At 31.9% G+C, this 14,247-nt stretch carries 16 protein-coding genes; all 16 read right to left on the bottom strand.

The genetic code is table 11. The features are described 5' to 3' along the window. Positions 1–2 precede the first annotated feature (2 nt). The 16 genes from bshA to NSS86_RS06005 all read right to left on the bottom strand — a co-directional run bounded on the left by bshA (position 3) and on the right by NSS86_RS06005 (position 14,244). A complete protein-coding gene (gene bshA, locus NSS86_RS05930; protein WP_000690025.1) occupies positions 3–1,145 on the bottom strand; it encodes an N-acetyl-alpha-D-glucosaminyl L-malate synthase BshA in 1,143 nt (380 codons plus the stop codon). Between the two features lie 243 nt (positions 1,146–1,388). Beyond that, positions 1,389–1,706 (bottom strand): nucleotide pyrophosphohydrolase, encoded by a 318-nt coding sequence (locus NSS86_RS05935; RefSeq protein WP_000839926.1) that lies wholly within the window; start codon positions 1,704–1,706, stop codon positions 1,389–1,391. Between the two features lie 335 nt (positions 1,707–2,041). Then, a complete protein-coding gene (locus NSS86_RS05940) occupies positions 2,042–2,722 on the bottom strand; it encodes a zinc metallopeptidase (protein WP_001827022.1) in 681 nt (226 codons plus the stop codon). A 71-nt stretch (positions 2,723–2,793) separates the two neighbouring features. Continuing rightward, positions 2,794–3,381, bottom strand: a complete 588-nt coding sequence (locus NSS86_RS05945) for a DUF1405 domain-containing protein (protein WP_000154683.1) — start codon at positions 3,379–3,381, stop codon at positions 2,794–2,796. After that, positions 3,371–3,946 (bottom strand): YpiB family protein, encoded by a 576-nt coding sequence (locus NSS86_RS05950; RefSeq protein ID WP_000005212.1) that lies wholly within the window; start codon positions 3,944–3,946, stop codon positions 3,371–3,373. Before NSS86_RS05950 ends, NSS86_RS05945 begins: the two co-directional genes overlap by 11 nt. 13 nt (positions 3,947–3,959) lie before the next feature. After that, entirely contained in the window at positions 3,960–5,204 is a 1,245-nt protein-coding gene (locus tag NSS86_RS05955; RefSeq protein ID WP_000389517.1) for a tetratricopeptide repeat protein, read from the bottom strand. A gap of 6 nt (positions 5,205–5,210) precedes the next feature. Then, a complete protein-coding gene (gene aroA, locus NSS86_RS05960) occupies positions 5,211–6,509 on the bottom strand; it encodes a 3-phosphoshikimate 1-carboxyvinyltransferase (protein ID WP_000253231.1) in 1,299 nt (432 codons plus the stop codon). A 9-nt stretch (positions 6,510–6,518) separates the two neighbouring features. Next, a complete protein-coding gene (gene aroB, locus NSS86_RS05965; protein ID WP_000776312.1) occupies positions 6,519–7,583 on the bottom strand; it encodes a 3-dehydroquinate synthase in 1,065 nt (354 codons plus the stop codon). A 25-nt stretch (positions 7,584–7,608) separates the two neighbouring features. Continuing rightward, positions 7,609–8,775 (bottom strand): chorismate synthase, encoded by a 1,167-nt coding sequence (gene aroC / locus NSS86_RS05970; RefSeq protein WP_001269921.1) that lies wholly within the window; start codon positions 8,773–8,775, stop codon positions 7,609–7,611. Positions 8,776–9,160: 385 nt separating this feature from the next. Next, positions 9,161–9,361 (bottom strand): hypothetical protein, encoded by a 201-nt coding sequence (locus tag NSS86_RS05975; RefSeq protein WP_000789522.1) that lies wholly within the window; start codon positions 9,359–9,361, stop codon positions 9,161–9,163. Positions 9,362–9,569: 208 nt separating this feature from the next. Next, positions 9,570–10,019: a nucleoside-diphosphate kinase gene (ndk, locus tag NSS86_RS05980; RefSeq protein ID WP_000442480.1), complete on the bottom strand. Its 450-nt coding sequence runs from the start codon at positions 10,017–10,019 to the stop codon at positions 9,570–9,572. A gap of 91 nt (positions 10,020–10,110) precedes the next feature. After that, a complete protein-coding gene (locus NSS86_RS05985; protein ID WP_001096471.1) occupies positions 10,111–11,070 on the bottom strand; it encodes a polyprenyl synthetase family protein in 960 nt (319 codons plus the stop codon). Position 11,071: 1 nt separating this feature from the next. Continuing rightward, positions 11,072–11,797, bottom strand: coding sequence for a demethylmenaquinone methyltransferase (locus NSS86_RS05990; protein ID WP_000774684.1), 726 nt, complete (start codon positions 11,795–11,797; stop codon positions 11,072–11,074). Positions 11,798–11,799: 2 nt separating this feature from the next. Next, the gene (locus tag NSS86_RS05995) at positions 11,800–12,372 is read right to left on the bottom strand and encodes a heptaprenyl diphosphate synthase component 1 (protein WP_000450555.1); all 573 of its coding nucleotides are present in this window, start codon (positions 12,370–12,372) and stop codon (positions 11,800–11,802) included. Positions 12,373–12,802: 430 nt separating this feature from the next. Continuing rightward, a complete protein-coding gene (locus NSS86_RS06000) occupies positions 12,803–13,075 on the bottom strand; it encodes an HU family DNA-binding protein (protein WP_001043863.1) in 273 nt (90 codons plus the stop codon). A 170-nt stretch (positions 13,076–13,245) separates the two neighbouring features. Further along, positions 13,246–14,244, bottom strand: coding sequence for an NAD(P)H-dependent glycerol-3-phosphate dehydrogenase (locus tag NSS86_RS06005; RefSeq protein WP_000161745.1), 999 nt, complete (start codon positions 14,242–14,244; stop codon positions 13,246–13,248). Positions 14,245–14,247 lie beyond the last annotated feature (3 nt).

The raw sequence follows: 14,247 nt of genomic DNA on the forward strand, positions 1-14,247 counted from the left end.
TATTACTCGCCTTTACTTTTGTTATGCTCATTTAGCATTTTTTGATAATAATACTCATATTGATCTGTAATAAGTTCTGATCCAAAACGTTCAGCAATATCTGCTAGCATGTTTTTCTGAAGTTTGTTGTATAACGCCTTATCTTCAAGTAAACGGATAGCATAGTCACTCGCTGAATCACAATCACCCACATCTACAACAAATCCAGTTTCACCATGTTTAATAACCTCTTTAATTCCACCGGCATTTGAACCAATTGGAACGACGCCTGTTTTCATAGCCTCAAGTAAAGTTAGTCCAAAGCTTTCTTTTTCACTTAATAATAATACTAAGTCAGATAATTGATAAAATTCACTTACACAATCTTGTTTCCCTAAAAATAAAACATCCTCTTCTACGTTTAACTCTTTCGTCAATTGACGCATTGGCACTAATTCAGGACCATCTCCAAGTAAAATTAATTTACTAGGTATCTTTTCACGTACTTTTGCAAATGTTTCTATAATAGTATCTATGCGTTTTACTTGTCTAAAATTCGATACATGTATTAACACTTTTTCATCTGGTGCTATACCAAATTGTGATTTTAATGCTGTGTTATGTTTAGTTGGAAACTCATTTTCACGTACAAAATTATAAATCGGTATAATTTCTTTGTTAGTTTCGATAATTTCATGTGTTTCTTGCGCTAAAGATTTACTCACACTTGTCACAATATCACTTTTTTCAATGCCAAATTTAATTGCACCTTGGAGTGAATGATCATAGCCCAAAACAGTAATATCAGTACCGTGTAGCGTTGTCATAATTTTTATATCTTTACCTGACATCTCACGAGCTAAAATTCCACAAATTGCATGAGGTACAGCATAGTGCATATGCAACAAATCAAGATCATATTCTTTAATAACTTCAGCGATTTTAGTACTTAACGTAATATCATACGGTGGATATTGAAATACTGCATATTGATTCACTTCAACTTGATGAAAAATCATATTCGGCAATGGTTTTCTTATTCTAAACGGGATATTTGAAGTGATAAAATGTACTTCGTGACCTCGCTCTGCTAATTTAATTCCTAATTCTGTGGCAATAATTCCAGAACCACCCATGGACGGGTAACATGTTATACCTATCTTCATTCGCTTGCCCATCCTTTCTTTCTATTTCTCTTTCTATTATTCTCGATGCGTAGATAATTGTTTAAATTTAAGTTTATAGTAATGTTGAGTTTATAATTTCAAATATCTAAAAAACAGGTGTTGTATATATAATCATTTATCTAGTTCTACTTACTTTAAAAATAATATAATTTCATGCGATGCAATTCATTGGTCTATGTTTTTAATCTTAATCAAATCCAAATAAAGCATATATTTTTAAATTCACTTTCTTTCGAATCGATTTTTATCTCTTGTATTAAACTTTTCCATTGTTTCATTAAAGCTCTCTGTCATATCTATTCCCATTGAATTCGCTAAACATAACAACACAAATAAATTATCACCTAATTCTGCTTTAATCGTATTTGCTTCCTCTGAATCTTTCTTCTTTTTTTCACCATAGGTATGATTTATTTCACGTGCAAGTTCGCCCACTTCTTCAGTCAATCTAGCTAAGTTAGCTAATGGTGAAAAATATCCTGTTTTAAATTGTCCAATATATTCATCAACTTCACGTTGCATTTCTACCATTGATTTCATTTCTACGTTCTCCTTATATTGCATTTCTAATATAGTATATATCAATTTGAAGTCTCATGCATGTTTAGTGCAATCTACTGACTCTAGCTAAACTAGATGACAAGTTGTTTATTTTAGAAGTTTAATAATTCAGTTTATATAAATGTAATGCATTCCTAACTAAATTAAATCAATTGAAATTGGGATTATAACTTTATGATTCGTACCACTACAATAAAATAATATAATGAATAATCTACCATTAGAAAAATAAGCACAAAAAAACTAGCAATCACACAAAATGTGATTAGCTAGTTAATAAGTGTCTAATTTAAGTTAATTGTTAATCTATAAGATTAATCACTTGAACGCGCAATCAAAATAATACGTACAAGCTCTGCTACAGCGACAGCAGTTGCTGCAACATAAGTCATTGCTGCTGCAGATAATACTTTACGCGCATGCTTGTATTCTTTTTCATTTACAATGTTCAATGCCGTAATTTGTTTCATCGCTCTTGAACTCGCATCAAACTCAACTGGTAACGTAACAATTGAGAATAATACCGCTAATGACATTAAACCAGCACCAATCCATAAAGCAGTTGAACCAAATGCACTACCTATCGCTGTTAAGATAATACCTAACATGATGATCATATAACTTAATGAACTCCCTAGGTTTGCAACAGGTACTAATGCTGCTCTGAATCTTAAGAACCAATATCCTTGGTGATCTTGAATGGCATGACCAACTTCGTGGGCTGCAATTGCAGTTCCAGCAACTGATGGTCTGTCATAGTTTGCAGGAGATAGTGAAACAACTTTCTTTTTAGGATCGTAATGATCTGTTAAGAATCCTTCACCTTTAACAACTTCGACATCATAAATACCGTTTGCATGTAAAATTTCTAATGCAACTTCACGACCCGTTTTACCACTAGTTGATCTAACTTGTGAATATTTCTCATAGTTAGATTTAACTTTGTGTTGTGCCCATAAAGGAAGCACCATTAATATTACGAAATAAATTATCATAGTAAAAATTGAAGACAATAAACTCACTCTCCTTTATAAATATTTTACTGTCATTTGCCGTTTTTATCAAATCATTTACACTTTAATAATTTGTTTAATTCAATATAAAGCAAAAGTCCAAAAACACTTAGACAACATGATAATACACCAATTTGCCACACATGTGTAGTTATAAAATCATAATATGGAAATTGAAGGTGAAAATAGTCAATATAATCATTCAAAAACACCCAAATCATCGCTACACTGATTCCAATCATAGAACGTTTAAACCTAGGATAGAAGTAAATTGCCTGAACAGCCATTATACTGTGGGAAAACATTAATACCAAACCATTTACTGTAATATCACCTTGTTCAATAATAAATAATATATTCATTATAACTGCCCAAATCCCATATTTGAATAATGTTACAAATGCCAGTGCTTCGATAATACTATTTTGTTTTTGAATTAATATCAATGAGATAGAAATAACTAAGTATAATATTGCAGTTGGGCTATCTGGAACAAAAATCTTAAAATGCCACGGCGTATGACTTAATTGTTCACCATACCATATATAACCATAAATCATCCCTAATATATTACAAATGAGTAGCATCATTAACCAAGAACGTTGATAAAGTGTATATTGCCAAAATGTATTAATCGTCATCTGCTAAGTCCTCAAATTGATTATGTTTATTTACTAGCTTGAGTGTATTTAAAATTTGCGTTAGTTGATAAAAACGTTGCTTTTCATTCATCTGTAAACTTAAATCAATATTGTGTAACAAGTAATCTATTAATAACGCATGTTTATGCCGATCTATAGCCATACTATTTAAGTCATGAAGATAAGTTTGATAACTGGGCGATTCCGTTAGTTGAGCAACTATTAAATCATCTAGCCTTTGCTCACGCTTTGACACGTTTGCGAAGTGAATTTGAATATCAAAAGCACAGTTATGATTAGCGATATAATCAAATATTTCATTTGTATTCATTAACTTTATATTACGCTTAGTAAATTGAATTGCAGAAGCGTGACTTCCCACTTCTGCAATTTCTAATGTTTCATGATGATTAATTTTTGTATCTACAAAATGAATGTTTGCCAATTTCGCCTCATTCACTTTTATATAGTTAAGCACCCAAACTGCAATACGCGACTTAAATCGATATTGAAAAAGTAAATATTCAATAAAACTTTCTTTAATTTGATTGAGTGTCTCTGACATCAAATACCCCATTTTAAGATTGCAATCTTGATAATTCGTCATGCCAATTTTCGTTACTTGGCTCTAGTTCCAACAATTGATTTAAAATAGTAATTGCTTGTTCCTTTTGACCAATTTCAATTAAATAGAAATAATAATCACTCATAAAATCAATATTTGTTTTCATCGTTGGATATGCTAATTCAAAGAAATGTTGAGCTTCTTTATCTCGCTCTTCTTGACCATAGGCGAACGCTAAATGCCACATGAATGTAGGATCCAAATCTTCTTCATCTACATATGTTAATAATTCAATGATTGCTTCATAATCTTCTTCATTACGATATAAATCGCTTAAAATCAATAAAGGTTCTTGGTAAGCATTATCAACCTCTAATGCTTGTTTTAACAATAATACACCTTCATTAGCATCGCCGTGTTCTATTTCCAAACATCCAGTTGTATACATTAACTCTTTATAAAATTGACTTAGTCGTAATCCTTCTTTACCCGTCTCAATGGCATCTGGATATTTTTTTTCATTTTCATATAATGATTGTAAATACAAGTAGCCTTGAATATAATCAGGATCTTTAGAAAGTAATGTAGTCATTATTTTAATTGCTTCTTGAGTGATGTCATTTTTATCGTAAGAAATGGCTTTTTTGAGATAATCTTCTGAAGTCATTTCATCTTCATTAATTTCATCGTATAAGCGAATCGCATCACTATAGTTACCACTTTGTAAACTACAATCTGCCATACGAGAGAATAAGTTTACACCATTAACTTGATATTCACCAGTTTCTAAAACGGTTTCGTATTCAGAGGTAGCACGTAAATATTGACCATCATAATATAACATTTCAGCCAATGCAAAATGGATTATTGGATCATTTGGCTCTAGTTCAAGTGCTTCTTGTAATTTATCAATAGCAACTTCCATCATATTAATTTGTTGATATAAATCTGCTTCTAACATCAACTTTTCAGGTGATGGTTCAACATAACTTAAATATTCTAACGCTTCGTCAGTTTGATTTTCAGACATTAAACCTTCAATAAAATAAATCAGCAATTCACTTTCGTCTGGATATTTGTGATATAACACGCGGAATACTTCCAAACCTTGTGGCATTAATCCAAAATTGTAAAGTGTCTCTCCTAGAATAAATAATGCGTCATCGTTGTCAGTAGTTATTGCTTCATTAACACGAGAGTCTAAATTTTCTAGTTTTTGTAGATTGATATCGTCTATTAATTTATAGATATCTTCCATTTTATATTATCCCTCATTTTCTAAAAGCTTTAGTTTTGGTAAAAATCCTGGAAATGATACATTTACAGCATCAAATTGTTTGATTTTGACAGGCTCGCTTGAAAGTAGAGAAGCAACTGCAAGCATCATTCCTATTCGATGATCAGTTAAACTATCAACTGTTGCATTTGTTTTAAATTCTGACGGATGAATAATCAATCCATCATTAGTTGGTTGTAATTCAAACCCTAACAAGTTTAACATATCAGCCGTTGTATCAATTCTATTTGTTTCTTTTACTTTTAATTCCTCGGCATCTTTAATTGTACTCGTGCCAACTGCTTGTGTACAAAGTAATGCTATTACAGGCAGTTCATCAATTGCTTTTGGAACTAATTCTCCTTCGATTGTTATTGGTTGAAGCATTGGTGTGTATTGAATACGAATAGAAGCAGTAGGTTCAGCACCAGTTGTTTGATTGAAAAGTTGGATATTACCGCCCATTTTTTCAACAATATCAATAATACCTGAACGTGTTGGATTGATTCCAACATTATGAATTGTTACATCACTTTCTGGTGTGATAAGTGCTGCAACAATAAAGAACGCTGCAGATGAAATATCGCCAGGAACATGAAAATCTGCAGGTTTAATATGTTGAATGGCATCAGGGGTTGTAGTTATTGATAACCTTTCTGCTTCAATTGGAATATTAAAATGTCTGAACATCGTCTCAGTATGATTTCGACTTACATCTAATTCCTTTATTACCGTTGTATCATTTGAAAACAAACTTGCAAATAAAATGGCACTTTTTACTTGTGCACTTGCAACTTCCATTTGATAATTTATACCTTTTATGACAGATGGCTTAATAATTAATGGTGTATAATTATCTTCAATACCTTCAATATTCGCATCCATAAGTTTCAATGGTCTCAAGACACGATCCATTGGCCTTTTACCAATTGAAACATCGCCAGACAAAACACTTTCAATACCTAAACCACTTAACAAACCAGCTAACAATCGAGTCGTTGTGCCAGAGTTTCCAGTATATAAAACTTGATGAGGTGTTTTAAAAGCTTTATATCCAGGTGAATTCACAACCAATTTATCTTCATCTTCTTTAATATCTACGCCTAATAATCGGAATATATCCATTGTACGACGACAATCTTCACCAAGTAATGGTTTATAAATATTGGAAGTTCCTTCAGCTAAAGATGCTAACATGATTGCTCGATGTGTCATCGACTTATCTCCAGGCACTTCTATTTCACCTTTAAGTGGCCCTGAAATATCGATAATTTGTTCACTTACCATTTACTTCACCTACTTAAAATATGTTTTTAGTTGTTCACACGCATGTTGCAGTGTTGTTTGATCAATGTGTTGCACTACAATATCGCCAAAATGTTTAATCAATACCATTTGAACTCCTTGTTTGTCGTTCTTTTTATCACTTAGCATGTATTGATATATCGTTTCGAAATCTATGTCGGTTATTGTTTCTAAAGGATAACCTAATTTCGTTAAATAATTAATATAATGTTGGATATCGTGATTAGAATTGAACAATATATTCGCAACAATAAATTGATATATTATGCCTATCATTACGGCATGACCGTGTGCAATTTTGTGGTTATACTCCACGGCATGACCAAATGTATGACCTAAATTTAAAAATTTACGTACACCTTGTTCTTTTTCATCTGCAACAACAATATCCAGCTTCGTTTCAATACCTTTAGCAATATATTTATCCATACCATTTAATGACTGTAATATCTCTCTATCTTTAAAGTGCTGTTCGATTTCTTGCGTCGTTGATTCACCATTCAATAACGCATGCTTATAAACTTCTGCATAGCCACTTAATATTTGCTCAAATGGTAACGTCTTTAAAAAGTCTAAATCATAAATCACAGCAGTTGGACGATAAAATGCACCGATAAGGTTTTTACCTTGTTTTGAGTTAATACCCACTTTACCGCCAACACTAGAATCATGCGCCAAAATCGTTGTAGGAACTTGTATAAAATGGACACCTCTTAATAGTGTTGCTGCTACAAATCCTGCAAAATCTCCTGTCGCACCACCACCAACAGCTATAATCGCTGTATTACGCGTTACATGATGTGACAAAATGTATTCTAATGTTTCTTGATATTGCTCAAATGTTTTCGTCTTTTCACCAGCTGGAATAATGACTTTATGCACATTTTCATATGATAAAATATCATCAAATTTATCAGCAAAATATTGATTTACATGCTCGTCAATTAATATAAAACTTTGATCAAACTGATCAATATACGTGCTAATATGGTCAATTGCACCATGTTCAACAAATATTGGATAATTGTTTGAAGGATAGGTTGTTTGTAATTTCATGATCACACCTCAATTGTTCTCGTTGTTAAAACTCAACATTTAATTGTCTGCGGTCAGCAATTTGTTGTTGAAGTTGTTCAATATGGTTTGATTGAAACTCTTCAAGTAATGCTTTCGCTATTTCAAATGCAACAACGTGTTCACACACTATACTTGCTGCAGGTACAGCACAACTATCAGAACGTTCAATTGTTGCCTTAAAGTCTTCTTTAGTATTTATATCAACTGAATTTAATGGTTTATATAACGTAGGAATAGGTTTCATTACACCATTTACAATAATTGGCATACCATTTGACATACCACCCTCTAAACCACCTAAATGATTAGATCCACGATAATAACCAATTTCACTATTATATAGAATTTCATCTTGAATCTCACTACCTGGCTTTTCAGCTGCTTTAAATCCTTCTCCAAAGCTTACACCTTTAAAAGCATTTATGCTGACAACACCTTGTGCAATCTTACCATCTAACTTACGATCATAATGCACATAACTACCAACACCAACAGGCATATTTTCAACTACAACTTGAACGACACCGCCAATTGAATCTCCTTCATTTTTAGCTTCGTCAATTTTATCTCGCATTGCTTGTGCGATACTGTCATCAATTACACGAACATCATTACGATCAAGATTTGCTTTAAATGTTTCTGAATCATAAAAATCTTTATCTTTAATGCCACCTATTTCAACAACACGACTGTATATATCGATATCTAACTGTTGTAATAACACTTTACATAAGGCACCGACTGCAACTCGAGCTGCTGTTTCTCTAGCAGATGATCGCTCTAGCACATTTCGTAAATCACGATGATTATATTTCATACCTCCAACCAAATCTGCATGACCAGGTCTTGGTTTTGTAATAGTACGTTTCATATTTTCACGTTCTTCTTCACTTATTGGAGCTGCTCCCATAATTTTTCTCCAATGCGTAAAGTCATCATTGGTTACAACCATAGTAATTGGACTACCTAATGTATAACCATTTCTAACGCCTGATACTATTTCTACTGTATCTTTCTCAATTTGCATGCGTCGGCCACGACCATAACCCCCTTGACGCTTGAACATTTCTTTATTAATATCTTCAACTTTAATTTCTAAATTTGCTGGTATACCTTCGACAATAACTGTTAATTGAGGTCCATGTGATTCTCCTGAAGTTAGATATCTCATACACACTCGCTCCTTTCATACTTCCGCAATAACATTATAATATGTTGTTAATCTTATCACATTCATTGTGGATTCATAAATGTTTGTTTTCAAGCTTAATTAAGAAAATGGATGACATCTCATTTTAAATGTCAGAATTATCTTAATATTAAACGAACTAAAATTAATTATAATATATTCGTCTGTAGAAAAGTATCATGAATTTCTAAACAGTTGCATCATATAATCATTAATTAAAAATGATTAGCCGTTTTAATATAATCGTATCGCAACTTTAGCAAATAATATACTGACTACATTTCTTAATACAAAAGAACGAACTGTTAATTATTAATAAAGTTAATCAGTCCGTTTAAAAAAATTATGATATTAAAATATACATATGTTAAGCGCTTTTGTTATACTTTGACTTCAAAAATATAATCAATTCTTTTACTAATACATAAAAAATATAAATGAGAGTCAGTATAAAAATAATTTTTGTTATAGGATTAAGTGGTTTATCTAAAAATATAGCACCATATAGTAATTCCATTAATTTTAAGAACATTAAAATCCCCAAAATAATCGAAATAATATTCTTCATTTTAACAACCCCTTCTCTCTGTTTAGTTTCATTTGATAAAGAATATTCCTCTCTTTTTAATACGTGTTACCAAAAAACTATAAAATTTTTCAAGTAATTTACTACAACATAAAAAACGGGCCTTGTTATGTATAATCATAATGACTAACCACATAACAAAACCCTTTCTACCTTTATAAATAAATCGTAAAGGTTTACAGTTTATATTTTATTCATATAACCATGCATCACGTGGTGAAGCATAGCTAGTAATTTCATTTTCATTAAACCATAGATTAATTTCACGTTCAGCAGACTCTAATGAATCTGAACCGTGAATGATATTTCTACCAACAGTTAAACCTAAATCACCTCTAATTGATCCTGGTGAAGCTTCTGAAGGATTGGTGCTGCCAATAATATGTCTAGATACATTAACTGCATCTTCACCTTCAACTACCATTGCGAACACTGGTGCTGATGTAATAAATGAAATTAAATCATTATAAAACGGTTTGCCTTGGTGTTCACCATAATGTGTTTCAGCAAGTTCCATTGGTACTTGCATTAATTTACCACCGACAAGTTTTAGTCCTTTTCTTTCAATTCTTGAAATTACTTCACCAATTAGATTTCTTTGTACTGCGTCTGGTTTAATCATTAAAAATGTACGTTCCACTTTATGTATCCCCCTGTGTTTAATAGGTTTATGTATATTACTATTATATATTAACAGGTTGGTAAAGCGCTTTCAATACTTTTCATAAATACTATGTGTTTCTTGACCCCATTTTTTTCGTCAAACTTAAAAGTAGTGATTTCGGATGTCCATCTGGTAACTCAGAAATCAAATTCAAAGCTTTACTTAAATACTTCGAACTTACTGCCTTAGCCTCATCGATGCTGTCAGATTTTCTAATGATTTGGATACATTCTTCAAATTCTTTGCGTTCACTATCACGACGTAACTGTTCGATTTTCAATTTGAAGTCTGGATTTTTACGCATTTCTAATAAAATCGGTAACGTAATATGACCATTAAGCAAATCACTTCCGACCGGCTTACCTAATTTCTTTTCGGTACTTGTGAAGTCTAATACATCATCAATGATTTGGAAGCTCATACCTATATAATGACCAATCATTTTCAATTTTCGTACAGTCTCTTTATCAGATTGAGAAGTAATTGCACCAACTTCAGTTGATATTTGAATTAACAGTGCTGTTTTGCGATTGATACGTCGTAAATAATTAATAATTGTCTGTTGACTGTTAAATTGGTCTTGAAATTGGAAAAGTTCCCCTCTACAAACATCAACGATAGATTCAGATATCAATTGATGTACACGATTATCTTTAACGGCCATTAAGTGTTCAAGTCCTAATGCCAATAAAAAATTCCCAGTTAAAATAGCAGTTGTCTGATCCCATTTCTTTGATATGGTTAACTTGCCTCGACGCTTGTCGCTTTTATCAATAACGTCATCATGAACAAGTGTTGCCATATGAATTAACTCTAATGCGACTGCAACTTGATACGTTTGTTCAGACGTTTGTTCATCTTTGCCAAATTGGCTACTCAGAATAACAAATGCTGGGCGTACTCTTTTACCACCAGAAGACAATAAGTGTAATGATGCCTGTTCTAATACAGAATCTTTACTTTTTATTGCCTTTTCAAGTCGTTGTTCCACTTTCTTAATTTCATTGTTCATGTTTAACTTTGCCACGTTAATCACCTTTGGTATTATCTTTTTCTTTATAGCCAAGGTGCATTGCAGCAACGCCCCCTGTAAAACTACGTACTCTTACATTTATGAAACCTGCTTCTTCAAACATGCGCTTCAACTCTTCTTTTCCAGGAAAATTAAACGTAGATTGCTGTAACCATTCATATTCTTCTTTTGATTTTGCAAATAATTTTCCAAAAATAGGCATAACAAATTTAAAGTATAGTGCATACATTTGTTTAAAGACTGGCAAAGTTGGTTGGCTCGTTTCAAGACATACCACCATACCACCTGGTTTAAGTACTCTATTCATTTCTTTTAACGCGACTAAATAGTCTGGCACATTTCTTAATCCAAACCCAATTGTTACATAATCAAAAGAATTGTCTTCAAACGGCAATTCCATTGCATCACCATGAACAAGTTTAACATTTTCCATTGAAGCAGTTTTTTCTTTTCCTACTTCTAACATATTCTCACTAAAGTCAATACCAGTAACTTCACCTGTTGGTCCTACAGCTTTGCTTAATGCGATTGTCCAATCACCAGTACCACAACAAACATCTAATGCTTTCGTCCCTTTTCTAACACCCATGTCTTTCATGACGCGTTTTCTCCATACTTTATGCTGCTCAAAACTAATAATATTATTTAATCTATCATATTTTTTTGAAATATTTTGAAAAACGCGATGTACTTGCTCTTTATTTGCTTTATTGTCAGCCATGCTTAATTACCTCTACTTTTTAAATAACTTTTTTGGATATCGTGTAAGTAATGCTTTACTTCACTTTGATTATATTTCTTGAAGTATGATGGATAGTAATCAGACATATCTTCAAATAAATAATTATATATTTCCGACTCATCAATATTGATACCGAAATGAGATAACGTAATATATGGGAAAAGTGTTTCAATTTTTACTATTGCTTGAGAAATTTCATAATCATTTAAAGCTTGATGATGTAATGAAGATTTCAATTCATTAATTTCAACAATTGCTTTACTAATTTCATTTTGAAATGATAAATCATTGATTTCTGCTAGTAGCGTATAAAAATGTGCACTAATTAAATCTCCAATCAAAATGGAATGTTTAGACAAATGATTATATGTAATGTCATCAAGGTGTCTCATTGATGTGTCAATTGTGAGGCATGCTACTTTGGCAACATCTGGAATATCATATGAATCAAGTAACTTACCTAACCGATGATTAATATTAATGGATTCATATTCTGATACACCCTTTAATCTTTCTTCTATTTGTCTTTCCAATTTGCTAACAGTTGTTTCCATGTCTACACCTCACGATATTATCACTATTCATATTAACATTATATGTAAGAAATTAAAATCTTTTGAAGCATTAAGATTACTTATCATTTTTAAATTTCAATTTAAACTAACAGTAATTTATGTAGCTTTTGTAATTCTCATAATAACCTTTACTTCATTTACATTATTCATCTTTTTAAATAACGTAAAATACTATAGTAGACATGGTTACCTTTTAAGTAAATTCAACGCTAACAATTAATCTCATTATTCATATGTATATTTTGTAGTTGCTATTTTTATCAAAACTATTATGTCATGTAATATTTTGAACGCTTAAACAATGAATGTTCCAAAGATTAAAAACTTAGAAGAACATTACAAATTATGTACAGGTTGTAAGTATTAAAAGCAAAATAAAAAGCCCTTATTCAGGGCTTTTTAAGTAAAATTATTTTACAGCATCTTTTAATGCTTTACCAGCTTTGAATGCTGGAACTTTACTTGCTGGGATATCAATTTCTTTACCAGTTTGAGGGTTACGACCTTTACGTGCAGCACGTTCACGTACCTCAAAGTTACCGAAACCAATTAATTGTACTTTTTCACCTTTAGCAAGTGAGTTTTGGATTGATTCGAATACAGCATCTACTGCTGAACCAGCTTCTTTTTTAGTTAAATCAGCTTGCTCTGCAACTGCATTGATTAAATCTGTTTTGTTCATTAGACATTCACCTCCTGAGGTTTGATAATGATATGTTTATATCATTATGGTAAAACTTTAACACAAGCATTACATAAATCGCAATCATTTATGTGGCAAAAACGTTGAATTTAAGCCATTTCTATTCATTTTACGTAATTATTAGCCGTATATGTGTAATAATACACATTTTATTCAGATTTTTTATCGCGCTCCATTAAATCTTTTACGCATTCTTTTACTGAGATATTTTCAAATAATACTCTATATAATGCATTTGTAATTGGCATATCCACATTTTTTTCTTTAGCTAAATGATAAACTGATTTAGTTGTATAAATACCTTCAACAACCATATTCATTTCAGATAATGCTTGATCCATTGATTCACCTTGTCCAAGTTTATATCCTAATGTGAAATTTCGAGAATGTGTTGATATGCAAGTAACGATTAAGTCACCGATACCACCTAAACCTAGAAATGTCATAGGATCGGCACCTAACTTTTCACCTAATCTACTAATTTCCGCTAAACCACGAGTCATTAACGCAGCTTTTGCATTATCACCGTAGCCAATTCCAGCTACGATACCACTTGCTACTGCGATGATATTTTTCAATGCACCACCAAGTTCAACACCAATCAAGTCATCATTCGTGTACACACGCAAATAATCATTCATAAATAAATCTTGCGTTAATTTACTTACACTTTTATCTTTTGATGATGCAGCAACTGTAGTTGGTTGCTTGACTACAACTTCTTCCGCATGACTTGGCCCTGACAACACGCCAATACCTGCATTATATTCGGGTGAAATAGAATCTTCAATCATTTCTGACACACGTTTAAACGTCCCATTTTCAATACCTTTAGCAACATGTATAAAAGTCTTTTTAGAGGTCAGCTTATCATTAATTTGAGTAGCAACTTCTCGCATTGCTTTAGTAGGTAAAGCCATTAAGTAAATATCTGCAAATTGAATTGCTTTGGTCATATCTGAAGTAGCGATGATGTTAACATCTAATTTCGCGTATTTTAAATACTTTTTATTTGTATGACATGTATTTAATTCATCAACAGCATCTTGATTTTTACCCCACATCAAAACATCATGTCCATTTTCTGCAAGAACATTGGCAAGGGCTGTCCCAAAACTTCCCATACCAAAAACGGTAATTTTAGTCATTGT

It is taken from the genome of Staphylococcus sp. FSL W8-0056, from assembly GCF_037963075.1.
GTDB lineage: Bacteria > Bacillota > Bacilli > Staphylococcales > Staphylococcaceae > Staphylococcus > Staphylococcus aureus.

Excerpts from the sequence above, each read along its gene's own strand:
- NSS86_RS05945 (WP_000154683.1), bottom strand. The coding sequence starts at position 3,381 with ATGACGATTAATACATTTTGGCAATATACACTTTATCAACGTTCTTGG.
- NSS86_RS06005 (WP_000161745.1), bottom strand. The coding sequence starts at position 14,244 with ATGACTAAAATTACCGTTTTTGGTATGGGAAGTTTTGGGACAGCCCTT.
- NSS86_RS06000 (WP_001043863.1), bottom strand. The coding sequence starts at position 13,075 with ATGAACAAAACAGATTTAATCAATGCAGTTGCAGAGCAAGCTGATTTA.
- NSS86_RS05995 (WP_000450555.1), bottom strand. The coding sequence starts at position 12,372 with ATGGAAACAACTGTTAGCAAATTGGAAAGACAAATAGAAGAAAGATTA.
- NSS86_RS05990 (WP_000774684.1), bottom strand. The coding sequence starts at position 11,797 with ATGGCTGACAATAAAGCAAATAAAGAGCAAGTACATCGCGTTTTTCAA.
- NSS86_RS05935 (WP_000839926.1), bottom strand. The coding sequence starts at position 1,706 with ATGAAATCAATGGTAGAAATGCAACGTGAAGTTGATGAATATATTGGA.
- aroB (WP_000776312.1), bottom strand. The coding sequence starts at position 7,583 with ATGAAATTACAAACAACCTATCCTTCAAACAATTATCCAATATTTGTT.
- aroA (WP_000253231.1), bottom strand. The coding sequence starts at position 6,509 with ATGGTAAGTGAACAAATTATCGATATTTCAGGGCCACTTAAAGGTGAA.
- NSS86_RS05975 (WP_000789522.1), bottom strand. The coding sequence starts at position 9,361 with ATGAAGAATATTATTTCGATTATTTTGGGGATTTTAATGTTCTTAAAA.
- NSS86_RS05940 (WP_001827022.1), bottom strand. The coding sequence starts at position 2,722 with ATGATAATTTATTTCGTAATATTAATGGTGCTTCCTTTATGGGCACAA.
- aroC (WP_001269921.1), bottom strand. The coding sequence starts at position 8,775 with ATGAGATATCTAACTTCAGGAGAATCACATGGACCTCAATTAACAGTT.
- NSS86_RS05955 (WP_000389517.1), bottom strand. The coding sequence starts at position 5,204 with ATGGAAGATATCTATAAATTAATAGACGATATCAATCTACAAAAACTA.
- bshA (WP_000690025.1), bottom strand. The coding sequence starts at position 1,145 with ATGAAGATAGGTATAACATGTTACCCGTCCATGGGTGGTTCTGGAATT.
- NSS86_RS05950 (WP_000005212.1), bottom strand. The coding sequence starts at position 3,946 with ATGTCAGAGACACTCAATCAAATTAAAGAAAGTTTTATTGAATATTTA.